Source organism: Nocardia acididurans (assembly GCF_016741815.1).
GTDB lineage: Bacteria > Actinomycetota > Actinomycetes > Mycobacteriales > Mycobacteriaceae > Nocardia > Nocardia acididurans.
The window spans coordinates 163,135-185,865 of record NZ_JAERRJ010000007.1 but is presented as its reverse complement, the minus strand read 5'-3'; the positions used below and the strand labels follow the sequence as shown (position 1 = coordinate 185,865).

The window sequence follows — 22,731 nt, the reverse complement described above, 5'->3', positions numbered from 1 at the left end:
ATTACCGGTCGACAGCGGCCGAGCCCTGCGGATCCGTCCGATCCTGGCGGCCCCGCCTGCCGCGTAGCCATCGCGCCGCGCGGAATGCCAACCAGCCCATCACGATCAGCAGGATCACCACCGCGATGAAGGCGACCACGGGCACCGCCAGCGCGAGCACGGTGAGGGCGAGCGAGGTGCCGTCCTCGGCGGTCGACACCACCGGATTCCCCACGCCCCCGGTCGTTCCCGTCACGAACGGCCGCGCCACCGAACGTCCCGCGTGCACACTGCCCGCGGTGACCGCGCCGAGAACGGCGGCGACGGCGGGCGGCAGCTGTGACGACAGGCTGGTCTCGGCCGCGAACAGGATCGCACCCGAGGCCGGAGCCACCAGCGTGCCGAAACCGTGCAGCACCGAGTCGATCGCGGGGATCTTGTCGCCGACGAGATCGAACAGGAAGACCACGGCGAGCACGATCAGCGCGGGAGTCGACGACAGCCAGCTGTAGGCATCGCCCAGCTCGATCCAGCCGAACCGATCCGCGGCGCCGACCGCCAGCAGGGGCAGCCAGGCGTTGAGCCCGGCCGCCCCGGAGAGGCCGAAAGCGCCGAGGACCGCCGCGACGGCCGACGTGATCTCCATGCCACCAGTGTGCCGCCCCGGTTCGAGCCGTGCCGACATTGAACCGCCGAGTCCACGCCCGGCCGCCCTCGACCGGCGGCCCGGACCGGGTCAGCGGGCGCTGGTGCGGAACGGCTCGGTGGGCGCGCCCAGGTTCGGCCTGCCCAGCAGCGGTTCCGACGACAGGGCGTAGATGCCGTCGTTGGTCAGCAGCCAGACGATCTTGCGGTCGTACTCCACATAGACGCCGTGCGTCGGATTGCTGCGGGCCCAATCCTCGGTCTCGGGCCCGAAGGTGGGCGGCGCGAAGTACCCGGCGATCGTCGGCTTCTTCGGGTCCGTGACGTCGAAGAACTGTGCGCCCGCGTTGTAGAAGTCGTAGATCAGCAGTCCGTCCTTCGGGTCACCGGGCGAGGTGTAGTACCCGCTGCGTTTCGGGCCGAAGCTGCCGCCGCGCTGGCAGAAGTCGGTGACCGCAGCCTCTTTCGGCGGGGTGGGCCGGGGCAGCCGGTCGACGATGCGCGGGTTGGCCGGGTCGGTGGCATCGATCTGGAAGATGTCCTTGTACGGCTCATAGCAGTCCTCCGACAGCGGGTATCCGCTCAGGTACACCATGCCGGTCCGCTCGAACTGCGAGACGTCCACATTGTCGGCTTCGGTGCCCGATACCGACAGGGGGATGTCCAGATGGCTCACCTCGCGCAGGTTCGAGGGATCGGAGATGTCGATGATGGACATGCCGAATCCGCCCATGGCCGCGAACCCGTACTTCCCGCCTTCCTCGATGGGCGTCGGAATGTAGAGCGGATTGCGCGAACCCATCCACGAGGTGCGGTTGCCGCAGCGCGGGTTGGCGCGGTAGGCGGCCTCCTCGCCGCGCACCATGCCCTCGCGATGCCAGGTGTCGAGCAGCTGCGGCGCGGCGGGGTCGGCCATATCCCACACCTGAAAACCGTTGGCGTACAGGTAGGTCGGGTACTCCTGCAGCGACCAGTCGTCACTCGGTGCGGTCGAGACGAACAGGTAGCGGCCGCCGTCCCAGTGCGGCACATCGAGGGATCCCGAGCCCTGCTGCGGCTTGCTGAAATCCGGGGCGAGCGGATTCTGCTGGTGTTCATCGGTACTCACCGTCGCGAGCAACTGCCAGTCCTGCTTGCGCGGCCCGTTGAGCTTGTAGACCTTGAAGCCCTTGAGCTGCGTGTCGGCTCGCGCGGCGGCCACGCCCGCGGGGGAGGCGTACTTGCTGTGGTCCGGTGTGTCGCCGAGCCAGAACGGGATCTGCCGCCGCATCTCGAAGCTCTGCACCATGATGTAGCCGCCGTACTTCTCGCTCCACTGAATGGTGGACGCGCCCCAGAAATCGTGTGCGGCCCAATCTTTTCCGGCCACGGCCTCATCGTTGCCATCGACGTCCGCCACGTCCGCGCGCGATAGTGATTCGACGACCCGCACGTTCTTCACATCGGTGATGTCGTAGACGCGCGCCTCACTGCGGTCGTACTGGAACATATAGCGGCGGCCGTCGAAATCGACGATGTTCTGCCAGGAATGGAAGGGATCGGGCGTGAACCGCTGACCCCCGTAATGCGCCTCGACGGTCACATTGTCCGATTTGTAGGTGTTCGGGTCGTAGCCGCCGGTCGCGGGGAACAGGTCCTCACCGCCGCCCGGAAACGGATGCTGTTCTTCCTCGTTCACATACGTCAACGCGGGATGCAGGAAGGTCCCGTCATTCTGCATGCCGTAGCTGCCCGGGTCGACCCGCGACGGCCGTCGGTCGTCGCACACCATCGCAATATCGGGGTCGGGGGAGTCCGCGCCGCGGTCGTTCACGACCCGCGTGACGACCACGCCGCCGGTCACAGCCACCACCGCCAGTCCGGCAATCCACTTCGTTCGCAACTTCACGGCTACGAGTCTGGTGGCTGGTGACGCCCGACAACCCCGCCGCGAAGCCGCTCCCGCACCCCGGAATCCGAGCCCCAGGGATCTTGTATCGCTGCTCGAGGAATGCTAAAGGCCCGAGACAGGTTGCGATGTAGGTGCCCACGGGCCGCTCCGTGAACACGTCCGTGATGATTCCGTGGAGCGTTCCGTATTCAGCACGGATGTCGCAGGCCGGGGCCGAATTTAACGTTATCGGCATGACAAACAGCACCGCCTCCGCCACCGAAATCACCGTCAGCCTCGAGGTCGCCGACCCGGCCGCCACCGCCGCCGCCTACGAAGCCGCCTTCGGCCTCGGCGACAAACTCACCTTCCGTCCCGCCCGCGCCGCCTCCGAGGGTTTCCGCGGCTTCGTGCTCTCCCTGGTGGTCGACCAGCCTGGCACCGCCGACAATCTGATCGGCTCCGCGCTGCAGAACGGATTCACCGTCCTGCAACCGGCCAAGAAGAGCTTCTGGGGCTACGGCGGCGTCATCCAGGGCCCCGACGGCACCATCTGGAAGATCACCACCTCGCAGAAGAAGAACACCGGCCCCTCCTCCCGCACCGTCGACCGGTTCGTGCTGCTGCTGGGCGTCGACGATATGAAGGCCAGCAAGCAGTACTACATCGAGCACGGCCTGAAGGTGTCGAAGAGCTTCGGCAGCAAGTATGTCGAGTTCGCCCTGCCCGACTCGCCGGTCCAACTGGCCATGTACACCCGCAAGTTCGCTGCCAAGGATGTCGGCGTCTCCCCGGAGGGCTCGGGTTCGCACGGCATCGTCGTCGGCGGCAACACCGGCACCTTCACCGACCTCGACGGCTTCGAATGGGACGCGAACGCCTGACGAATGCCGATTACCGCACCGCCCACGACCATCGGACCGGCCACAGCAGTGGCCGGTCCGAATCGTCGTGTGCGCCTACGAACGCCGCGTGCCGACGCCCCCGGTCTCGGCGAGGACCGCGCGCAGCGTGCCGTCGAGATATGTTTCACCACAGCGGGTTCCGTATGCTGTCCGAGAAGCCCTTCGCGATTCCGGCCGCCAGCGTCAAAAACCTGTTCCATGCTGGGAGCGTGCCCGCTACACCCCGAGAGCCGCCGCGAACAGCGGCCAGGAGTCGTGCAGGTCGTCCTGCCAGTACGGCCAGGCGTGAGTTCCGCTGCGGTAGACGATGGTTGCGGGGATACCGAGTGCGGCGAGCCGATCGGTGAACGGCTGGGTGCAGTCGCGAACCACGCTCTCCATGACGCCGCCGATGGCCAGCCGGTCGGTCAGGCGGGGGAGGTCACCGCTGATCGACGGGTCGGCGAGGGTGTCGTGAATGCCGGGCAGGCCGTTGCCCGCCGAGACATAGAGGGCGACGCCGCGCAGCCGTTCGGCATTGACCACCGGATCGTTGGCTATCCAGGCCGGATCGCCGGGAGTCCACATATTGTCGGGATTCGCGCCGAACAGTTGCAGCTGCGAACGCACCACCGCCCGCGCCAGCGGATCATTGGTGCGCGGGCATCCGCTGAACGCGCCCACCGCCTGATACCGGCCCGGCGCCTGCAATGCCAGCGCCAGTGCCGAGGACGCCGACATCGATGTTCCCGCAACAGCATTGCGCCCGGTGAGCGCGAACCGCTCGGCCAGCGCCGCCGGGAGTTCATCGATGAGGAAGGTCGACCACTTGTTGCGGCCGAGCGCCGGATCCTCGGCCGCCCAGTCGGTGTAGAGCGAGGCCCGGCCGCCGATCGGCTGGATCACCGTCACCGGTTTGTCGGCGAAGAAGTGCGCGGCATCGGTCCGGTTGGTCCATGGTCCGCCCGCCTCGCCGCCGTCGATCGCATTGAGCAGATACAGCGCGGGCGCGGGACCGTCCGGAGCGGAAACCCACACGGGGATGGTCCGATTCATCGCCGCCGAATACACGCTCACCTCGAACTGCCGTCCGCCGAGCGGCCGCACGTCCACGATCCCCGACCCGGGCGCGGCAGTCGCCACCCCCGGCGTCAGCCCACCCACGATCGCGGACAGGACAAGCAGACAGAGCGTGAACCGGCGCATGCCACGATTATTGCCCGCCGATAGCCGGACTTCCCGCAGCAGCGCGCGGGCGATCGTGAATCAGGCCGGGAGAAATCGCCGCGAGAACCCCGGCGCGAGCCACGGCTTACGACCCCACGCCACGACACGTCCGGTGAGGGCAGGCCACCAGGGCGAGATCCGGCCGTAGTTGAGGAGCAGCGCGGTGACCGGCTCGACACTGATCCGCGTATCGATCGGACCGGGATCAGCGGGATCCACCGTGAGCCGCCCGTCTCGGAAGCAGAAGAGATACCGGTGGCCCAGCCCCCGCAGCCGGTACTCGTAGGTGGCCGTGTGCCCACTCGCCGCGGACGCGTTGACCCACCCCGGAATCACCTGCGTGAGACCATCCATGATGATCGGCACATGACCGGGGTCGATGAACCATGGTTTGCCAACGGTTCGCGCGATGTCGTAACCGTGGACAACGAACTCCCCCAGCAGGGTGCCCCGAGCCCGGTCGGCGCGGATCCGCTGATCGCCGTCGAACATCATCATGCGCGGCTCACCCCCGAACCCCGCGATGACCTCGTTCAGCGAATCCGTATCCGCGATCACCTGCGCCGCAAGCTTTTCCGGATCACGGGTGGCCAGATCGCGGATCTGCGCGGCATTGAAGGCCGGCAGATCCGCCGCGCGAGCCGGCCACTGCCCGCCGCCCAGCGCCAGTTCCCGATACCGGGCGGGTTCGGAGGCGACATGCCCGAGCACATCGGTGACCGACCAACCGGGCGTGGCGGACACCGGTGCATCCGGCGGTGCGGTCGAAGCCAGCTCCGCGAAACGAAAGGCCATGACTCGCAACGCCTCCGCGACGTGATCACTCATCGGTGCACCCCCGGTCGATTCCCGCGATCGCCGACCAACCTACCCGCATCAGCGCGCGGCGGCGCGGCGTAACGGCGGCACCCAGTACCATGCCAGCGGATCCCGCACACCGAGCCGCGAAAGGCAGCGCCGATGTCGATCGATCACCTGATCACGAAGTTCCGCTCCGTGGACACCACCGCGATCTGCGACGCCGACAAGTCGATTCGTGTGCTGGACAGCGGGATTCGCGCCCGCTCCGCCGAAACCCGGATGCTCGGACCGGCATTCACCGTCCACTGCCGCGGCGACTTCTTCGGAGTGCTGCGTGCCATCGAAGCGGCATCCCCCGGCGAGGTGGTCGTGGTCGATGGCGGGGGAGCGGAACTCGCTTACGCCGGTGAGCTTTTCGCGCGCGGCGCAGTGGTGCGTGGGCTCGCGGGGATCATCGTGGACGGCGGCTACCGCGATATCGGCTATGTCCGCGACTGCCCGCTGCCGATCTACAGCCGGTTCGTGACACCGATGGCCGGCACCACCGGCCACCTCGGTGCACTCCAGATCCCGGTGACCTGCGGTGGAGTCCGCGTCGCGCCCGGCGACCTGGTCCTCGCCGACGACGAGGGCGTCATCGTGCTCGACCCCGAGCGCGCCGAGGAACTGCTCGACGCGGCGGCAGCGATCAAGAACGCCGAGGCGGGGGTGATCGCGCGTCTGGACAAGGGGGACACCCTGAGCGATAGCGTGAATGTCGATGCTCACGCGGAGGCTCTCGGCGCGGGCGAGCCCTCGGTCCTGCGCTTCCTGGATTGATCATCCACCGTCCGCGCGTCGAATTCGCGCGGGCCGAGGTGTGCGGGCCACCCGCCGGACCTCAGGGCAGGGCCTTCATCTGGCCCACGGTGGCCTCCTCGGGCGGCGTGGGTCGCAGGGCACGCTGTGCGAATGCCCCGATCGCGCCGATGGCGTAGCGCGCTTCGGGGAGAGCGTCCGCGCCTGCCTGGAATACGTGGACGGCGCGATCCCAGATCTGCACCGTGCACGCGATATGCGCCTCGTCGCAGCGCCGGGCCAGCTGCTCCACGTCTGCCAGCAGGACCTCGGTCGATCCCGCCTGGATCAAAACCGGTGGTAGCCCGTCGAAGTCGTGGTTGACCGGGGACCAGCGCGGGTCGATCGCACCGTCCGGAGCGAACCCCCAGCGCACCGGTACCGCGAGCGCCTGTGCCGACAGGGCTGGGTCCCGGTGGTTGTTGACGTGGTTCAGGCGTGCGCCGGAATCGTAGTCGGCCCAGGGGGACAGGGCGATCAATCCGCCGCCCGGTATCGGCAGTCCGAGGTCGCGGGCGGTGAGCGCCACCGCGAATGCGAGCCCCGCGCCGGTCGAATCCCCGCCCAGGAGAACGCGTTCCGCCGCGAACCCGGTATTCAGCAGATGCCGATAGGCGGTGAGCCCGTCCTCGACCGCGTCGATGAGATGCGCCGTCGGCAATTGGCGGTAGGCGACGTTCAGGACCGGTGTCTCCGTGCTGCGCGCGATCCGCGAGACCAGGCGGCGATGGGAATTTGAGTCCGCACGAGACGAATCCGCCGCCGTGGAAGTAGAGGATGACCGCATCGCGATCCTCGGGCGCGCAACAGGTGTCGTGCCAGATCCATTCGGCGCGGAAACGCTCGAATTCCACCGCCCGGCGATGTGTTCCCAGCGGTGGGAAGACGATCCGCGTGGCCCACTCCAGCCGGGTACCGATGGCCAGCATCGGTTTCGGCGCGCGCAGCAGATTCGCCAGCGCCACCAGGATGTTCAAACTCGGACGCAGCATGACCGCGCACAGGGCGTGCGTGAAACGCATGGTGAGGCTCGCGGGCCCGAACCAGCGCACCGTGACGGTGGATGTTTCGCCGCGGGTCTCGGTTTCCAGGGCGAACAGTCGCGCCACACCCCTGTGCCGGGTCACCGGAAGCACGGGTAATCCCAAGTCCTGGAAAGATTTCGAGAAGGCGGTAGGCGTGCGCTGGGCGGCGACGATGGCGACCCCGGTGACCGCCGACAGGAAGAACGCGAACAGGAACGAGCCGAGAACGAACCAGAACGGTGCGAACTGGATCGCCCACACGCCGAGCAGCTCTTCGAGCTGCTGCGCCCATCCGGGTTCGAATGATCGCAGGGGAGAGGCGAATTCGGTGGCATTGCGGAACACGAGCAGGGGCGCGGCGCGGCCCCCGGTGGCGAACGAGCCGAGCAGCAGATCGCCGTTCTCGGTGAAGGTGACTGCCTCCCCGTTGATTTCATCGGGGATCGGGATCGGTATCGGAGGCGCTGTGGTGACCGCATCGGTGATGTCGGCGCCGGAGATCGGGAACAGGTACAGGTATTCGGCGGTGCGCAGTGCCGCCACGGTGCCCTCCGCGTTCACCGTGCCCCCGAGCACGATCTCGGTGAACGGACTCTCCCCGCGACTCGACAAATCGACCTCGCCGAGCGGCTGAAAAGTCATGTCGGCGACGAGCGCGTCCACCGATCGCGTCCTGGGTGGCCCGAAAAGACCTGTGCGCCCGCCATATTCGGTGGTGACGACCACGGGCCGCCCGGTCGGCTCGACCAGCACCGCGCTCACATGCCGCGCGGTGCCCCCGTCGCCCAGCGTCACCCGATACGCGTCACCGGCTCCGGTGCGCGTATCGAGTCGCGTCAGCGTGACCGTCGAATCGCGCCGGTTCACACCCCCGTCCGCAAGCCACAGCTGCGGACTGCCGCCCGGCATCCGCCCCGCGACGGCCTCGGTATCGGCGGTCGCGTCCGGTAGTACGAGCCACCGCCGCGCTGCGCATCCCGTGAGATCGAGCTCCGCGACCCGGGTTCCGCCCGCGCCCGTCACCGTGGCGAACACCGTATCCCCGACGGTCGCCAGTCCGGTGATCCCTACCAGATCATCCGGCGTGCACAGTGTTTCGAAGGCCCGCACCTGCACGGCGGGCTCGGTCCGCGCCGGACCTGGCGTCGTGACCACACCGAAGACGGCAAGCAGCACGACCACGATCCGCGCCCGCCTACCGGCCACCCGAGCCCCCGAATCCGCCGAGCTACACCTGACGATCAAACTGTCTCGGACAGCCCGATGTGAAATGCAGTCTACGCACGGACCGGTGGTTTGTACGCCTTTCGTGCCGCTGCTCCGACCTGGGTCGTCAGCACGGCTGCAGCGGGAAGCACGGGGGAGCGATGGTGGTCTTCGGGATGGTCGGATCCGTGGTGGTGGTCGGATCGCCCTGTCGAACCGAGGTGGTGCCCCGGCGGTCGACGGGGGTCGGATCATCGTCCGTGCTGGTGCCGCCGAATCCGCAGGTGACCGCGAGCGCGAGCACCAGGGCCAGCAGGATCAGGCCCATGAGGATCATGAGGTCCGGTCGCCGCCTGCGACGCGGCACCCGCTCGCCCGGCCGGCGGTCGGGCCATACCGGGAATCCCGGTGGCGCGGACTGGGGCTGTCCGCCGGGACCGGCGTACGGGCCTGCCTGCGGAGCGGCGGGCGCGCCCGGCCGCCCGCCCGCGAGTCCGGCCCCGAACCCGGCTCCCGCGGCCGCTCCCGGAGAGCTGAAAATTCCACTGCGCCCGCCTGATCGGGAGTCCGTGGGTCGCCGGCCGAAGAGACCGCCGCGACCACTGCCCGAGCCGCCGAACAGGCCGCCCCGGCGGCCGGGGCTGGTGGTCGGACCGGACGATCCCCCCACCTGGCCAGGACCTCGGCTGGCTTCCGCGGAGTCGGAGCGTCCGCCGAACAGGCCAGAACCTCGGCCGGCTTCCGCGGAGTCGGAGCGTCCGCCGAACAGGCCACGACCTCGACTGGCCCCTGCGGGGTCGGGGCGTCCGCCGAACAGTTTCCAGCGGCGGCCGGATTGCGGGGCGGGACCGGATGATTGAGCGCCGGGTGTGCCGGTGGCGGGGGTGACCGGGGGCGGGCCTGCCTGGCGTCCGCCGAGCAGGCCGGAGAGGCCGCCGGACTGCGCTGGTGGGGGAGTGTGCGGAGGCGCGGGCGTCGTCTGCTGCGGTTCCGAGGTACCCGCGACGGCGCGATAGGCAGCGGCAGCTGCCGCCTCGGCGGACGCTCCGGCCACGGCGGCCCCGGCAGTGGAGGATCGTCCGGAGGCGGGCGGTGGCGGGACCTGCTGTCCGGCAGGGCTTGCGGCTGGGCGGCCGCCTGGGGTTTCCGGCGGTGTGTCAGCGGTCTGCCCGCCGGGATGGCCACCGCCGCCCGCGGACGCCGGTCGTGCGGCGGGTGCGCCGCTGCCCGACTCGCCGCGCGCAGGCGCATCGGTCTTCGGCTGCGCCGCATCCTCCGGACCGGTCGGCCCGTACGGCTGCACCGGCACCGACGGCACCCGCACGGTCGGCGCGACCGACATCGGCGGGGGCGCGTTGCGCGCGGATTCCGGCGGCGAGAAGCCCTCGGCGATCAGGTCGGAATAGCTTGCCGCCGCCGCGAATCCGAGCGCGCCGAGCGCCTGCCCGACCTGTGCGGCATCCCAGGACGGGTCCGCGCCCTCGGACAGCGTCTTGAAGTAGGCGCGCAGCGAGGACGGCCCGTCCCCGATGAGCACATCGATTCCAGCTGGTAGCGCGCCCTTTTCGAGTTTCACTCGGCTGCCCAGCTGCGGCACCAGCAGCACCAGTCCGCTCACCGGCACCTGTTCGCGTCCGGGGGCGGAGCGCAGTTGGTGCGCGAGGTCGACGGTTTGCTGCCGCACCCGTTCCAGCGGATTGGCGTCACCGTCGAGCGGCGCGGGTTTGCCGTCCACCATCCACGGCTGGTCCTGGGCGCAGGTGAGGGTGCCGGTGACTCGTTCGGTGAAACCGTGCACGCCCACCACCACGCAGGTCTGCGGCGTCCACACCACCACGTCGGCGTCCTGGCACTGCACTACGGCGATGCCGGGCACGGCGTGCGGCCCGCTCCAGGATTTGAGCCAGTTCACGACGGTGCGCTCGGTGCTCGACAGCCGCGACGGGTCGTCGTTGCGGACCTTCACCAACATCCCGAACCACCCTCTGACCGATGCCTCTACCCTCCGGCCGCCTGAACGGTCGCCGCGACCACCTTACGGCGTTGTCGTGAACGGTCGCGGCGAATCGTCTTGCGCGGCAGCAAGATCATTGTCCATGGTCTGCGGGTTGTCGCATCCGGGGCGGGATTACTCGCCGGTTACCGGCGCAGAAATCCGACATACCCGTCAGGACGGATGAGGATGCGGGTGCCGTCGGCCGCTCCGTAGGCGCGACGCGCGTGGCCGTCGGCGTCGATGAATTCACCCGGGGCGGCGGCCTTTTCCGGGCGGACGATGGAGACGATTCGGGCAGGGCGTTCGCCGGGTACCGCTGTCTCGGCCAGTTCCGCACCGCCGGTACCGGTTCCGTCCTCCGAGCCGAAGACGAGCAGCGTCGCCTGCGGTCCGCGCATCAGCTCGAACAGTCGCACCGGGGTGCCACCGGCATCGGTCAGCGGAGCATCGGGTGCGCGATCCCCGGCTCGCACTCCCTCGCCCGCGTCGTCCGGATCCTGCGGCAGCAGATTCCGATAGCTGATATCCAGCTGATGGGTCCCCTCCCGATCCATCGCCTCCGGGTCGCCGTCGACGGTGCGATCCAGCAGTGCACTGCTCAATCCGAGCACCTTCGCCGCCACCGCGCGCCGCTCGCTCTCGTAGGTATCCAGCAGCCCCTGCGCTTCCGCGCCCGGATTTCGCAGCGCGGCTTCGAGTTTCCAGCCCAGGTTGTACGCGTCCTGCACCCCGGTGTTGAGCCCCTGTCCGCCGGTCGGCGGATGCGCGTGCGCGGCGTCTCCGGCGAGGAACACCCGACCGTCCCGAAACCGTTCCGCCAGACGGATATTCGGCCGCCACACCGTCGCCCACGACAGCTCGCTCAAGACGATGTCGGTGCGCCGCGACAGCCGGTTCACATGCTGCTGCAATACCTCGAGGCTCGCGTCGGAATCCCCGGCCAGCGGTGCGGCGAACTGGAACTTCCGGCCACCCGGCAGCGGGGACATGGCGAAACCGTCCATGGGCGAATCGGGTTCGGCGAACCAGTACCCGTAGTCGTGATCGAGCGCGTCCGCCCGCACATCCCCGAGGAGCATCCGAATCGACTCGTCGGTGGTGCCGGCGAAGGCGATGCCGAGCTTCCTGCGCACCGTGCTGCGCCCGCCATCCGCGCCGACCAGGTATGCCACCCGCACGGTTTCGGCGGCCCCGCCGTGCTCGAGCGACACGGTGACCCCGTGTTCGTCCGCGCTGAAATCGGTGACCGCCGTGCCGGATTCGACCTTCACCCCGAATTCGGCGAGCCGATTCCGCAGTACCCGTTCGGTATCGGACTGGCCGAGCACCCACGGATTCGGATACGGCACCTCCGGGGTGGCCGCGCGGGTCTCGGTCATCCGCCGCTCCATCAGGAACTCGCCGCCCAGGTGCACCCGCAGGGTCGCTTGCCCGCACCCCTGGGCGAAGACCGCGTCGAGCACTCCCAGGTCCTCGAACACCTCCAGCGTGCGCGGCTGCAAGCCGTCACCCCGGGATCCTTCGAAGAACGTCTCCGCCCGATCGACCACCCGCACCGCGATGCCGCGGCGCGCCAGGTCGATGCCCAGCGTGAGCCCTGTGGGCCCGGCCCCGGCAATGAGTACCTGTGCAGACATGCCAACTCCTGTAACTGAATATGAATTCACTGAATACGGATTCAGTATTCTGGATGGTAGTTTCCGCTGTCAAGGAGGTGGTACGAGGTGGCCGGACGCCGCAGCGAGAAGTCAGCCGAAACCGAGCAGGCCCTCAAGGCCGCCGCGCGACGGCTCTTCGCCGAGCGCGGCTACCTGAACACCAAGATCACCGACATCACCGCCGAGGCCGGCCGCGCCGCGGGCTCCTTCTACAACCACTTCGCGAGCAAAGAGGAACTGCTCCAATCCCTCCTGAAGGACCTGGCCGACGAAGGCGACACACGCGCCGAATCCGAGGACCACAACCCGGATTTCACCGACCCCGACGCCGTCCGCCACCACATCAACGGCTACTGGACCGCCGCCCGCGAGAACTGGCCCGTCTTCCGCGCCATGTCCCAGGCGGCCCTGGTGAACCCCGACTTCGCCGCCCTGATGACGCGCTTCGCCACCGAACAGCGCGCCGATGTGGCCGACCACCTCGACAACTTCGCCGCCGCGGGCCTGACGCTGCCCACCACCCCCGACGCCAGCCTCGCCCTCATGTTCCTGGTGACCACCGCCCTGCTCCAGGCCGTGGACGAAGGCAGCGTCGACCTCACCGACGCCGAGGCGGTGGACGCGCTCACCCGCTTCGTCTACCGCGGCCTCACTGCCCGCGACATCGACTGAACCGCATCAGTCAGGGCAGCAAGACGATGGAACCGGTGGTCCGGCGGGATTCGAGATCCGTGTGCGCCTGGGTTGCCTCGGACAGGGGATAGGCCGCGCCGACGCGGATGGTGAGGGTGCCTTCGGCAATGGCGGTGAGGATATCGGTTGCGCGCCACAGGAGTTCGGCGCGGTCCCGGGTGTAGTGGACCAGGGTGGGCCGGGTGACGAACAGGGAGCCCGAGGTGCTCAGCCGCTGCAGATCGAAGGGCGGAACGGGGCCGCTCGCGCCACCGAAGAGCGCGAGCATGCCGCGCACGCGCAGGGAGGCGAGGCTGGCTTCGAAGGTGGACGCTCCGACGCCGTCGTAGACCGCGGCCGCACCTTCGCCGTTGGTGAGTTCCTTGACGCGGGCGGGGATTTCGTCGTCGTAACGCAGTACCTCGGACGCACCCGCTTCGCGCGAGAGCTTCTCCTTGTCGTCGGTGGAGACCGTGGTGACGACCCGGACATCCCGCGCCGCGAGGAGCTGGGTGAGGATCAGGCCCACACCGCCCGCGCCCGCGTGGACGAGCACCGTCTCACCGGGCTCGGGCTGGTAGATGGAGTTGATCAGATAGTGGGCTGTCATGCCCTGCAACAGAATCGACGCCGCGACCGGGGCATCGACGCCCGCGGGCACCGGGATCGCGACCGCGGCCGGGACCACAACCTTCTCGGCGTAGCTGCCGGGCGCAGCGGCCCAGGCCACGCGGTCACCGACGGCGAAATCGCTCACGCCGGAACCGATTTCGGTGATGACGCCGGTGCCCTCGGACCCGGGGATGTAGGGCACCGACTGCGGGTAGCGTCCGGTGCGGATGTAGGTGTCGATGAAGTTGACGCCGATGGCCTCGGTTTCGACGAGGAGCTGCCCGGGGCCGATCTGCGGGTCGGGGACCTCGGTGTAGGTGAGGACTTCGGGACCGCCGTGTTCGGAAACCTGGATGGCGCGCATGAAGACTTTTGTACACCTGTCCCGGTGTGAGGTGTGCGGCGGATCATGGACTCTGACTTACCCGTGGGTAAACTCCAGGGCATGAGCGCTACCACCGCCCCGGCACCCGTGCAGCTGTCGCCGTCCGTCGTCGATTCCGTGAAGGGATTCGTCGCCGAGCACGGTGGCTCGGCCACCGCGGTGCTGCAGCCCATCGGCCGTGTCGGCGTCCGCGTCACCCTGGTCGGCGAGGACGGCGTGCTCGGCGATCGCGTGGTCGACAGCCTGGAGGCCGCCAAGGCGCTCGTGGAGACCGTCGACGGCCTGACCGAGGCCGACGAGTGGGATCGCGAGCTGATCTCCAAGGTCACCCCGGCCAAGGGCCACTGGGCGAAGATGGCCGGCTGGGTCGCCAAGCAGAAGCGATTCCCCAAGGCGCGCAACGAGAAGTAGTCGCGACACGGTCCCCCGAGGCCGTGTGCCCCGGCGCTTTGGCAATACTGGACAGCGTGAACGACATCCAGAGGGCGCCGTGCAGGGGCGAGTGACCAAGCAGGCGCAGCTGCGTTCCGCGCTGACCACCCTGTGTGCGCAGTTGCGCCCGGGGGAGATGCTGCCCAGTGAACGCCAGCTGTGCGACGACTACCGCGTCAGCCGCATGACGGTGCGAGAAGTGCTGGGGCAGTTGGAATCCGAGGGCGTCATCACCCGCATTCCGGGCAAGGGCACCTTCGTCGCCGAGCGCGTGGCGCGCTCCCGGCTGCACATGGCCTCGTTCAGCGAGGATATGCGCCGCCTCGGCCGTACCCCCTCCACCGTGGTGCTGCACACCGATCACGCGGTGCCGCCGCCCGCGTCGAGTGCGGCGCTGGGCCTGCACGCCAATCAGAAGGCGTATCACCTGGTTCGGCTGCGCCTGGCCGACGGTCTGCCGATCTCCATCGACGACGGCTGGTATCGGGAGGATCTGCTGCCCGGCCTGCTCGACGAGGATCTGACGAAATCGCTGTACTCGCTGATGGCCGCGAAGTTCGACTGTCATATCGACCGGGCGGACCAGACGGTGCGCGCGGTGGCCGCCGATGAGCGGCACGCGGGCTGGCTCGGCACCGATTCCGGTTCTCCGCTACTGGCTTTCGACCGCATGTCCTATTCGAAGGACAAGTGCGTCGAGCACTGCCAGTCCTGGTACCGCGCCGACCGATACCAGGTCTATATGACGGTATCGGCCGGCGACAGCCAGAACGACTAGATCGAGAAGAGCGGCGCTCCCGCCTCGACCGCCCCGGTGGCCGGCTGCTGTGCCGACCCGGGGGCGGTGTCCATCACCACCACCGGCACCGCGGCCGACAGGCCCAGGCGGCGAACGGCATTGGGGGAGAAGACGATCAGCGGGTCACCGGCGGCCACCTGATCGCCCTCGGCGGCCTTGACCTCGAACAGGTCCGGCTTGCCGACGGTGTCGATGCCCAGATGCAGCAGCACGCCCACGCCCGCCTCGGAGACGATGACGGCGGCATGCGGGTGCAACTTCACGATGGTGCCCGAAACGGGCGCGATGACTGTTGTTTGCTCATCGGTGTCCAGTGGCTCGATCGCGACGCCGGACCCCACCATTTCGGCGGAGAAGACCGGATCGGGAACCTCGGACAGCGGCATGGCGCGGCCGGGCAGCGGCGCCAGGATCTGGGTGCTCACGCCGGGGCTCAGAGCAGATCGTTGATGTCTTCGGCCAGGGCGTCGGCGGTCGGCCCGACCACGACCTGAACGGCGTTACCCGCCTTGACAACTCCGTGCGCGCCGGCCGCCTTGAGGGCCTTCTCATCCACCGGTCCGGCGTCCTTCACCTCGACACGCAGGCGCGTTATACAGCCCTCGACCTCGATGATGTTGTCCACGCCACCCAGACCGGCGACGATTTGATCTACCTTTGACATGATTCCTCCGTAGGCTCCGAGTGGACAAAACTGGTTATAACCAGTATATCTCTGGTTATAACCAGTCACCTTACCTGCCGGTGACACTATTCACAGACTGAGGACCATCGCTATGGCCGATGCCGCCCAGAGCGTGCGCAAGAAGATCGACCTGTCCGGACTGCAGAAGCTCGGCCGCAGCCTCATGCTGCCGATTGCCACGCTACCTGCTGCTGGCTTGTTGCTGCGCCTAGGACAAGACGACATGCTCGGCCGCTGGTCGGCCACCAAGACCGTGGCGGACATTCTGGCCGGCGCCGGCGGCGCCCTGCTGGACGCGCTGCCCCTGCTGTTCGCCGTCGGCATCGCCATCGGATGGGCGAAGAAATCCGACGGCTCCACCGCCCTCGCGGCCGTCGTGGGCTACCTGGCCCTGGGCGGCGTGTTCAAAGCCATGTCACCCGTGGTGCTGGAGGGCAAGCTGGACGCCAAGGGCTCCCAACTGATGATCAACTTCGGTGTCCTCGGCGGCATCGTCATGGGCATCACCGCCGCCGTGCTGTGGACGAGATTCCATCGCACCCAACTGCCCGACTATCTCGGCTTCTTCTCCGGACGCCGCCTGGTGCCGATTCTGACCGCCTGCGCGGCCGTCGTGATCGGCGTCGTCATGGCGTTCATCTACCCAGCCTTCAACTCCGGGCTCACCTGGCTCGGAAACACGGTGGCGGACAACAGCGTTGCCGGTGGCGGCATCTTCGGCTTCGCCAACCGCCTGCTGCTGCCGCTGGGCCTGCACCACATCCTGAACTCGGTGGTGTGGTTCGTCATCGGCGACTACAACGGCGTCCACGGCGACATCCCGCGCTTCCTGGCCGGTGACCCGACCGCAGGCACCTTCATGACCGGCTTCTTCCCGATCATGATGTTCGGCCTGCCCGCCGCGGCGCTGGCCATCTGGCGCAACGCCAAGCCGGAGAACCGCAAGATGGTCGGCGGCATCATGCTCTCCACCGGTCTGACCGCCTTCGTCACCGGCATCACCGAACCGCTGGAATTCGCCTTCATCTTCGTGGCCTGGCCGCTGCTGCTCATCCACGCGATCTTCACCGGATCCGCACTGGCACTGACCAATTGGCTCGGTATCCACGACGGTTTCACCTTCTCCGCCGGAGCCATCGACTACCTGTTGAACTTCGGTAAGGCGACCCATCCGCTCCTGCTGATCCCGATCGGACTCGGCTACGCGGTCCTGTACTACGTGACCTTCAGTTTCATCATCAAGCGCTGGAACCTGCCGACACCCGGCCGGGAACCCGAAGCCGACGAACTCGAGAAGGAGAACACCGCACAATGATCACTCGCACCGCTGTCGTTGCGTCCAAGACCGGACTCCATGCCCGCCCCGCAGCCCTGTTCGCCAAGGCTGCCGCCGAATCGCCCGTGCCCGTGACCATTTCGGTCGACGGCAAGCCGGGCGTGGCGGCCGGTAGCCTGTTGCAGGTGATGACCCTGGGCGTGAAGCAGGGCGACAAGGTGACCCTGTCCGCCGAGGACGGGGCCGACGCCGCACTCGACAAGCTGGTCGAGCTGCTGGAGACCGATCTTGACGCGTGAGGTGCGCGGGGTCGCCGCCGCTCCCGGAGTGGCGCTCGGACCGGTGAAGTGGCTGGCGTCCGCGCCGGCCACCAGCCCGAACGACGCTCCCGGCAGTGACCCCGAAGCCGAAATCGCCCGTGCGGAAGCCGCTTTCAAGACCGTCGCCGCGCGCTACGCCGCCCAGGCGAGCGCGGCGACGGGACCGGCCGCCGACATTCTCTTCATGACCTCTGCGCTGGCCGAGGATCCGTCGCTGCTGGACCAGGTGCGCGTCGGCATCACCATCGGCGGGCCCACCGCCCATTCGGTGACCGAGGCCGTCGAACATTTCGCGGAGCAGTTGAAGGCGCTGGGCGGCATGATGGCCGAACGCGCCTCGGATCTGCGCGATGTCGGGCAGCGCGTGGTGGCGGAACTGCTGGGCGTCGATCCGCCCGGAATTCCGGACAGCGCAGAGCCTTTCGTGCTCGCCGCGCAGGATCTCGCACCGGCCGACACCGTGACCCTGGATCCGGCGCAGGTGGTCGGCCTGCTCACCGTGGCGGGCGGACCCACCTCGCACACCGCGATTCTGGCCAAGGCCCTGGGGATTCCGGCTGTGGTCGCCGCCCCGGGTGCGGTGGATATCGCCGAGGGGACGGTGGTCGTACTCGACGGCGGCACCGGCAGCGTCGAGATCGATCCGGACGAGCGGCGTCGCGAGGAAGTGCGTGCCGAACGTACCCGGCAGGCAGACGCGCCGACCGGGCCGGGGCGGACCGCCGACGGACACGCCGTCCCGCTGCTGGCCAATGTGGGCAGTGTGGCGGACGCGCGGCTCGCGGTGGAACTCGGCGCGGAGGGCGTCGGGCTGTTCCGCACGGAATTCCTTTTCCTGGGCCGCAATTCGGCTCCCACCGTCGAGGAGCAGACGCGGCAGTACGCGGAGATCTTCGCCGCCCTGGGCGATCGGCCGATCACGGTGCGGACCCTGGACGCGGGTTCGGACAAGCCGCTGCCGTTCCTGAACCTCCCCGAGGAGGAGAATCCGGCGCTCGGTGTGCGCGGACTGCGGTTGAGCAACGTCAATGAGGGGACGCTGCTCGACCAGCTGGCCGCCATCGAGGCCGCCGCGCAGGAGTCCGGGGCGAGCGTCAAGGTCATGGCTCCGATGGTCGCGACGGTCGACGAGGCGCACTACTTCGCCGGGCGCGCCCGCGAGGCCGGGCTCGAGACGCGCGGCGTCATGATCGAGATTCCCGCCGCGGCAATCCGTTCCGCGCATCTCGGCGCGGAGGTGGACTTCTTCTCCATCGGCACCAACGACCTGTCGCAGTACCTGTTCGGCGCGGACCGCATGTCCTCGGCGGTGGCGGCGCTGCACGATCCGTGGCAGCCCGCCCTGGCAGCGACCATCGCCATGGTCGTCGAGGGCGCGACCGCCAACGGCGTGAAGGTCGGTGTCTGTGGCGAATCGGCGTCGCATCCCGAATTCGCCTGTGTGCTGGTCGGTCTCGGTGTCGAGACGCTGTCCATGGCGCCGCGCTCGCTCGCCGGAGTGCGGGCCGCGCTGGCCGGGGTCACCCTCGACCAGTGCCGCGCCGCCGCACAGGCCGTGCTGTCGGCCCGCACCGCCGCCGACGCCGCCGCGGCGGCCCGCGCCGCCCTGGGGCGAGCCGGTTGAGAACTACGCTACGCGGCAGGGTCGTCAGCCTCGCAGCGGCGGGCGACCTCGCCGACGGAGTCGTGTCCTTCGACGGCCCCCGGCTCGACTATGTCGGGCCCGCAAAGGATTTCGACGGCGACCTGCCGCCGCTCCCGCGCGAACCGGTGGTGATCCTGCCCGGCCTCATCGACGTGCACTGTCACGGCGGCGGCGGATTCGGTTTCCCGGAAACCGATCTCGCGGGCGTCACCGCGGCGGCGAACTTCCATCGCGGGCGCGGGACCACCACCCTGGTGGCCTCGCTGGTCTCGGCCACCGAAGCCGAACTGCGCGAACGCATCGACGTGCTGTCCCCGGCCATCGACTCCGGGCTGCTCGCCGGAATCCACCTCGAGGGTCCGTTCATCAGCGAATACCGCAGGGGCGCACACGATCCCGAGCGCATTCTGCCCGGCGATCCGGGCATGCTGGATCGGCTGCTCGACTACGCGGGCGGGCGCATCGTCTCGGTGACCATCGCGCCGGAGACCGCCAAGTTCGACGAGCTCGCCGATGTGCTGGCCGCCGCGAATGTGGTGCTCTCGCTGGGCCATACGGTCGCCGACTACCGGCGCTCGGTGCATGCCATGCGGCGCGGCTGGCGGGTCTCCATCACCCACCTGTTCAACGCCATGCCGGAACTGGCGCACCGGGACGCGAATTTCCTCACCGCCGCCATGGCCGCGGCCGGGCGCGGCGATGTGGTGGCCGAGGTGATCGGTGACGGCGTGCACCTGGCCGACGGCACCGTCCGCATGGTGTTCGACACCCTCGGAGCCGAGAACCTGGCCCTCATCACCGATGCCATGGCCGCCGCCGGATGCGCGGACGGCCGCTATCACCTGGGCAGTTTGGACGTCGTCGTGCAGGACGGCGTCTCGCGCCTGTACGACCCCGACGGCGAGGGCTCCATCGCGGGCGGCACCGCCTCGGCCTCGGATGTGCTGCGACGCACCGTCTTCGACGCCGGTGTCGATCTCACCGCCGCGGTCACCGCCGCCTGTGCGACACCCGCCCGCCTGCTGGGCATCTCCGATCATGTCGGCGCGCTGCGCCCCGGCATGCACGCCGACGTGCTCGTCACCGACCACCATTTGAACCCCCTCACCGTGTACAAGGACGGAACCGCATGGAACTCGTGATCACCGACAACGCGGCCGAAGCCGGTGTGCTGGCCGGCCGCATCATGGCCGACCATGTGCGCCGCGGCGCCCGCGCCATCGGGCTGGCCACCGGGTCCTCACCGCTGGGCGCGTACCGGGAGCTGATCCGGCAGCATCGCGAGGAGAACCTGAGTTTCCGTGGCGTGCACGCCTTTCTGCTCGACGAGTACATCGGCCTGCCGCCCGGACATCCGCAGTCCTACGCGCAGTTCATTCGCGACGAATTCACCTCGCACGTGGACTTCGCCGACAACCTGGTGCACAGCCCCGACGGCAATGCCGCCGACATCCCGGCTGCCGCAGCGGAATACGAGCAGATGATCGCCGACGAAGGCCCGGTGTCGGTGCAGATCCTCGGAATCGGCGCGAACGGGCACCTCGGATTCAACGAGCCTGGTTCCTCGCTGCGCTCGCGCACCCGGGTCAAGACGCTGACCCCGAAGACCCGCGAGGACAACGCGCGCTTCTTCGAGGACGATCTCGCGCAGGTGCCCACCCATGTGCTGACCCAGGGCCTCGGAACCATCGGCGACGCGGACCATCTGCTCATGATCGCCACCGGCGCGGGCAAGGCTGAAGCCGTCGCCGCCGCCGTGGAAGGCCCGGTCTCGGCGTTCTGCCCGGCGTCGATTCTGCAGATGCACCCGCATGTCACGGTGATCGTGGATCCCGCCGCCGCGGCGAATCTGAAGGCCGTCGACTACTACCGTTTCGCGGTCGAGAACAAGCCGTCCTGGCAGAGCTTCTGAGCAGACCGCGAGCAGCCCTGGTCACGACTCTCCTGACCAGGGCTTTTCGCTGTCCGGCCCGGCCGCCAGCGTGCGCGCGAGATGGTCGGCCGCTCGGGCGAGGCGCTCGGCGGGCCAGTCTCCCGGATTCTCCACGCTGGTGATCATCGCGCCGCGGGAGGCGAGGTAGAGGACATCCGCGGCGGTGTCGGCATCCGGTACCTGCGCGGCGCGCAGGGCCGCGATGAGCCGCCCGCGCAAGCGGTCGAGTTCGTGGTGCAGGGTGGCCAGTCGCTGTGCGTCGATCGCGTTCTCGCCGAGGATCTGGACCAGGATCTTCGCCACCGTCGGGCCGGTGTCCCGGTTCCAGTCCAATGCCCACTCGGCGAGTCGGCGCAACCGCTGCCCGGCATCTCCGGTCAGTTCATCGACCTGGGTATCCCATTGGTGCACCAGGGTTTCCAGGGTGAGATCCAGTAGCTGGGTGCGGTTGCGCACGTAATTGGTGATGAGGCTGGTGGATCCGCCCAGCGCCGCGGCCACCGCGCGCACCGTCAGACCGGCGACGCCGTGCTCGCGGACGATCCTCACCCCCGCCTCGCCGATGCGGCGGCGGCGATCGGCGCTGTCGACCTCGACTGGCATGTCACATCCCTTCGGTCTTGCGGAAGTCGCGGCTCTCCGGCAACACTGTCATACAACAGTGTTGCATAACAGCGTTGCCGAGAACCGAGGAGCAGCCGCCATGAATCGTTCGATACCCGCCGTCGTCGCCGCACTGTTCGGCGCGGCCGTCGTGTGCACCGCCTCAGGACCTGCGCACGCGGATCCGGCAGGGGCCCGCGCGGCGGTCGCCGATCTGGCCGCTGATCAGTGGATTCCCGGCGCGGCCGCAGCCAAGCGCCTCGAGTACCGGACACAGAACTCGCTGGGCGAGCCCGCGCTGTCCTCGGGTGCGCTGTTCGTGCCGAACGGAACTCCGCCGCCGGGCGGCTGGCCGGTGGTGGCCTGGGAGCACGGCACCGTCGGGCGCGCCGACGACTGCGCGCCCACCCGCACCGACTTCACCTTCTACCGCCCCTACCTGCAGAACCTGCTGAGTCAGGGCTTCGCGGTCGCGGCTACCGACTACATCGGGCTCGGCACCCCGGGCGAGCACGCCTACCTCGACGGGCGCGCGGCCGCGAACAGCGCGATCGATCTGGTTCGCGCCGCGCGAGCACTCGACCCGTCACTGTCGGCGCGGTGGGCGGCGGTCGGCCATTCCCAGGGCGGGCACGCGGCACTGTTCACCGCGGCCCAGGCCACCACCTACGCTCCGGAGCTGGATTACCGTGGGGCGATTGCCATCGCACCCGGCGCCAGCATTACCGACACCCTGCTGCTGCTGGGCCGTCCGGGTACCCCGGACATCCTGCCCGCGGGGATGAAGACCTACACGAGCTACGTCCTCGGCGGCCTGCGGGCCGCCCGGCCCGGCTTCGACCTGGACGCCTACCTCACGCCCCTGGGCCGCCGGATCGTCGCCGACAGCGGGCAGTATTGCTACGACGACATGACGGCCCGGCTCGAGCGGGTCTCCATGGCCGATATGTTCACGAAACCCTTGGCGGACGGTGGTTTCGAAGCAATGGCCCGCTCCGTTCTCGACGTCCCCACCACCGGCTACGACCACCCGCTACTGATCGTGCAGGGCAGCAACGACATCGACGTGCCCGCGCCCATGTTGTGGAAGCAGGTCGCGGACCTGCGGGCCGCCGGTGTCGGCGTCGACACCCGCGACTACCCGGGCTACGACCACATGCAGGCGCTCGACGACACCTATGCCGACACGAACACCTACCTGCACAACCTCTTCCGGTAGCGGAGGGGTCGGTTCAACCCTC

At 68.8% G+C, this 22,731-nt stretch carries 22 protein-coding genes; 11 read left to right on the top strand and 11 right to left on the bottom strand.

The window, feature by feature from the left end:
• Position 1: 1 nt before the first annotated feature.
• Both JK358_RS19295 and JK358_RS19290 read right to left on the bottom strand, forming a co-directional pair.
• Entirely contained in the window at positions 2 to 625 is a 624-nt protein-coding gene (locus tag JK358_RS19295; protein WP_201949127.1) for a DUF4126 domain-containing protein, read from the bottom strand.
• 90 nt (positions 626 to 715) lie between these two features.
• Positions 716 to 2,512 carry an LVIVD repeat-containing protein gene (locus JK358_RS19290; RefSeq protein ID WP_201949126.1) on the bottom strand — a complete coding sequence of 599 codons (1,797 nt, stop codon included), beginning with the start codon at positions 2,510 to 2,512 and terminating at the stop codon, positions 716 to 718.
• Between the two features lie 236 nt (positions 2,513 to 2,748).
• On the opposite strand from JK358_RS19290, the gene JK358_RS19285 reads away from it, so the two are divergent.
• Positions 2,749 to 3,378 carry a VOC family protein gene (locus tag JK358_RS19285; protein WP_201949125.1) on the top strand — a complete coding sequence of 210 codons (630 nt, stop codon included), beginning with the start codon at positions 2,749 to 2,751 and terminating at the stop codon, positions 3,376 to 3,378.
• Positions 3,379 to 3,615: 237 nt separating this feature from the next.
• On the opposite strand, the gene JK358_RS19280 is transcribed toward JK358_RS19285, so the two are convergent.
• Both JK358_RS19280 and JK358_RS19275 read right to left on the bottom strand, forming a co-directional pair.
• Positions 3,616 to 4,584 carry an alpha/beta hydrolase gene (locus JK358_RS19280; protein WP_201949124.1) on the bottom strand — a complete coding sequence of 323 codons (969 nt, stop codon included), beginning with the start codon at positions 4,582 to 4,584 and terminating at the stop codon, positions 3,616 to 3,618.
• A 60-nt stretch (positions 4,585 to 4,644) separates the two neighbouring features.
• Positions 4,645 to 5,433 (bottom strand): maleylpyruvate isomerase family mycothiol-dependent enzyme, encoded by a 789-nt coding sequence (locus tag JK358_RS19275; RefSeq protein ID WP_201949123.1) that lies wholly within the window; start codon positions 5,431 to 5,433, stop codon positions 4,645 to 4,647.
• 132 nt (positions 5,434 to 5,565) lie between these two features.
• Here JK358_RS19275 and JK358_RS19270 point away from each other — a divergent pair, with 132 nt between their 5' ends.
• Positions 5,566 to 6,225: an RraA family protein gene (locus JK358_RS19270; RefSeq protein ID WP_201949122.1), complete on the top strand. Its 660-nt coding sequence runs from the start codon at positions 5,566 to 5,568 to the stop codon at positions 6,223 to 6,225.
• A gap of 61 nt (positions 6,226 to 6,286) precedes the next feature.
• Here the strand turns inward: JK358_RS19270 and JK358_RS19265 are convergent, their stop codons facing one another.
• The 3 genes from JK358_RS19265 to JK358_RS19255 form a co-directional block, all read right to left on the bottom strand.
• On the bottom strand, positions 6,287 to 7,030 hold the full coding sequence (locus JK358_RS19265; RefSeq protein WP_201949121.1) for an alpha/beta hydrolase: 744 nt from the start codon (positions 7,028 to 7,030) through the stop codon (positions 6,287 to 6,289).
• Between the two features lie 1,571 nt (positions 7,031 to 8,601).
• Entirely contained in the window at positions 8,602 to 10,446 is a 1,845-nt protein-coding gene (locus JK358_RS19260; RefSeq protein WP_201949120.1) for a hypothetical protein, read from the bottom strand.
• 167 nt (positions 10,447 to 10,613) lie between these two features.
• Complete coding sequence (locus JK358_RS19255) at positions 10,614 to 12,107, bottom strand: FAD-dependent monooxygenase (RefSeq protein WP_201949119.1); 1,494 nt, start codon at positions 12,105 to 12,107, stop codon at positions 10,614 to 10,616.
• Positions 12,108 to 12,194: 87 nt separating this feature from the next.
• Between JK358_RS19255 and JK358_RS19250 the strand changes: the two genes are divergently transcribed.
• Entirely contained in the window at positions 12,195 to 12,800 is a 606-nt protein-coding gene (locus JK358_RS19250; protein WP_201949118.1) for a TetR/AcrR family transcriptional regulator, read from the top strand.
• Between the two features lie 10 nt (positions 12,801 to 12,810).
• On the opposite strand, the gene JK358_RS19245 is transcribed toward JK358_RS19250, so the two are convergent.
• Complete coding sequence (locus JK358_RS19245) at positions 12,811 to 13,776, bottom strand: quinone oxidoreductase family protein (RefSeq protein ID WP_201949117.1); 966 nt, start codon at positions 13,774 to 13,776, stop codon at positions 12,811 to 12,813.
• A gap of 81 nt (positions 13,777 to 13,857) precedes the next feature.
• Here JK358_RS19245 and JK358_RS19240 point away from each other — a divergent pair, with 81 nt between their 5' ends.
• Both JK358_RS19240 and JK358_RS19235 read left to right on the top strand, forming a co-directional pair.
• The gene (locus tag JK358_RS19240; RefSeq protein ID WP_201949116.1) at positions 13,858 to 14,208 is read left to right on the top strand and encodes a hypothetical protein; all 351 of its coding nucleotides are present in this window, start codon (positions 13,858 to 13,860) and stop codon (positions 14,206 to 14,208) included.
• 91 nt (positions 14,209 to 14,299) lie between these two features.
• Entirely contained in the window at positions 14,300 to 15,007 is a 708-nt protein-coding gene (locus JK358_RS19235) for a GntR family transcriptional regulator (protein ID WP_307817620.1), read from the top strand.
• Here the strand turns inward: JK358_RS19235 and JK358_RS19230 are convergent.
• Both JK358_RS19230 and JK358_RS19225 read right to left on the bottom strand, forming a co-directional pair.
• Positions 15,004 to 15,453 (bottom strand): PTS sugar transporter subunit IIA, encoded by a 450-nt coding sequence (locus JK358_RS19230; RefSeq protein ID WP_201949115.1) that lies wholly within the window; start codon positions 15,451 to 15,453, stop codon positions 15,004 to 15,006. The two genes, JK358_RS19235 and JK358_RS19230, sit on opposite strands and share 4 nt — an antisense overlap.
• Before the next feature lie 8 nt (positions 15,454 to 15,461).
• Positions 15,462 to 15,692 carry a PTS sugar transporter subunit IIB gene (locus JK358_RS19225; protein ID WP_232851542.1) on the bottom strand — a complete coding sequence of 77 codons (231 nt, stop codon included), beginning with the start codon at positions 15,690 to 15,692 and terminating at the stop codon, positions 15,462 to 15,464.
• 112 nt (positions 15,693 to 15,804) lie between these two features.
• Between JK358_RS19225 and JK358_RS19220 the strand changes: the two genes are divergently transcribed.
• The 5 genes from JK358_RS19220 to nagB are packed head-to-tail and all read left to right on the top strand — an operon-like array spanning position 15,805 to position 20,866.
• Positions 15,805 to 17,028: a PTS transporter subunit EIIC gene (locus JK358_RS19220; RefSeq protein WP_232851541.1), complete on the top strand. Its 1,224-nt coding sequence runs from the start codon at positions 15,805 to 15,807 to the stop codon at positions 17,026 to 17,028.
• Entirely contained in the window at positions 17,025 to 17,288 is a 264-nt protein-coding gene (locus JK358_RS19215) for an HPr family phosphocarrier protein (protein WP_201949114.1), read from the top strand. The genes JK358_RS19220 and JK358_RS19215 overlap by 4 nt, the downstream gene beginning before the upstream one ends.
• The gene (gene ptsP / locus JK358_RS19210; protein WP_201949113.1) at positions 17,278 to 18,933 is read left to right on the top strand and encodes a phosphoenolpyruvate--protein phosphotransferase; all 1,656 of its coding nucleotides are present in this window, start codon (positions 17,278 to 17,280) and stop codon (positions 18,931 to 18,933) included. The genes JK358_RS19215 and ptsP overlap by 11 nt, the downstream gene beginning before the upstream one ends.
• A complete protein-coding gene (locus JK358_RS19205; protein ID WP_201949112.1) occupies positions 18,930 to 20,096 on the top strand; it encodes an N-acetylglucosamine-6-phosphate deacetylase in 1,167 nt (388 codons plus the stop codon). The genes ptsP and JK358_RS19205 overlap by 4 nt, the downstream gene beginning before the upstream one ends.
• Positions 20,084 to 20,866 carry a glucosamine-6-phosphate deaminase gene (gene nagB / locus JK358_RS19200; RefSeq protein WP_201949111.1) on the top strand — a complete coding sequence of 261 codons (783 nt, stop codon included), beginning with the start codon at positions 20,084 to 20,086 and terminating at the stop codon, positions 20,864 to 20,866. The genes JK358_RS19205 and nagB overlap by 13 nt, the downstream gene beginning before the upstream one ends.
• A gap of 21 nt (positions 20,867 to 20,887) precedes the next feature.
• Here the strand turns inward: nagB and JK358_RS19195 are convergent, their stop codons facing one another.
• On the bottom strand, positions 20,888 to 21,490 hold the full coding sequence (locus tag JK358_RS19195) for a TetR/AcrR family transcriptional regulator (RefSeq protein ID WP_201949110.1): 603 nt from the start codon (positions 21,488 to 21,490) through the stop codon (positions 20,888 to 20,890).
• 100 nt (positions 21,491 to 21,590) lie between these two features.
• On the opposite strand from JK358_RS19195, the gene JK358_RS19190 reads away from it, so the two are divergent.
• Positions 21,591 to 22,709 (top strand): alpha/beta hydrolase family protein, encoded by a 1,119-nt coding sequence (locus JK358_RS19190; RefSeq protein WP_201949109.1) that lies wholly within the window; start codon positions 21,591 to 21,593, stop codon positions 22,707 to 22,709.
• Positions 22,710 to 22,731: the final 22 nt, after the last annotated feature.

Bases quoted from the DNA above. Each gene is read 5' to 3' on its own strand.
- JK358_RS19285 (WP_201949125.1), top strand. From the start codon at position 2,749: ATGACAAACAGCACCGCCTCCGCCACCGAAATCACCGTCAGCCTCGAG.
- JK358_RS19265 (WP_201949121.1), bottom strand. From the start codon at position 7,030: ATGCGGTCATCCTCTACTTCCACGGCGGCGGATTCGTCTCGTGCGGAC.
- JK358_RS19225 (WP_232851542.1), bottom strand. From the start codon at position 15,692: ATGTCAAAGGTAGATCAAATCGTCGCCGGTCTGGGTGGCGTGGACAAC.
- JK358_RS19240 (WP_201949116.1), top strand. From the start codon at position 13,858: ATGAGCGCTACCACCGCCCCGGCACCCGTGCAGCTGTCGCCGTCCGTC.
- JK358_RS19270 (WP_201949122.1), top strand. From the start codon at position 5,566: ATGTCGATCGATCACCTGATCACGAAGTTCCGCTCCGTGGACACCACC.
- JK358_RS19215 (WP_201949114.1), top strand. From the start codon at position 17,025: ATGATCACTCGCACCGCTGTCGTTGCGTCCAAGACCGGACTCCATGCC.
- JK358_RS19260 (WP_201949120.1), bottom strand. From the start codon at position 10,446: ATGTTGGTGAAGGTCCGCAACGACGACCCGTCGCGGCTGTCGAGCACC.
- JK358_RS19275 (WP_201949123.1), bottom strand. From the start codon at position 5,433: ATGAGTGATCACGTCGCGGAGGCGTTGCGAGTCATGGCCTTTCGTTTC.
- JK358_RS19295 (WP_201949127.1), bottom strand. From the start codon at position 625: ATGGAGATCACGTCGGCCGTCGCGGCGGTCCTCGGCGCTTTCGGCCTC.
- JK358_RS19220 (WP_232851541.1), top strand. From the start codon at position 15,805: ATGGCCGATGCCGCCCAGAGCGTGCGCAAGAAGATCGACCTGTCCGGA.
- JK358_RS19245 (WP_201949117.1), bottom strand. From the start codon at position 13,776: ATGCGCGCCATCCAGGTTTCCGAACACGGCGGTCCCGAAGTCCTCACC.
- JK358_RS19190 (WP_201949109.1), top strand. From the start codon at position 21,591: ATGAATCGTTCGATACCCGCCGTCGTCGCCGCACTGTTCGGCGCGGCC.
- nagB (WP_201949111.1), top strand. From the start codon at position 20,084: ATGGAACTCGTGATCACCGACAACGCGGCCGAAGCCGGTGTGCTGGCC.
- JK358_RS19255 (WP_201949119.1), bottom strand. From the start codon at position 12,107: ATGTCTGCACAGGTACTCATTGCCGGGGCCGGGCCCACAGGGCTCACG.
- JK358_RS19280 (WP_201949124.1), bottom strand. From the start codon at position 4,584: ATGCGCCGGTTCACGCTCTGTCTGCTTGTCCTGTCCGCGATCGTGGGT.
- JK358_RS19195 (WP_201949110.1), bottom strand. From the start codon at position 21,490: ATGCCAGTCGAGGTCGACAGCGCCGATCGCCGCCGCCGCATCGGCGAG.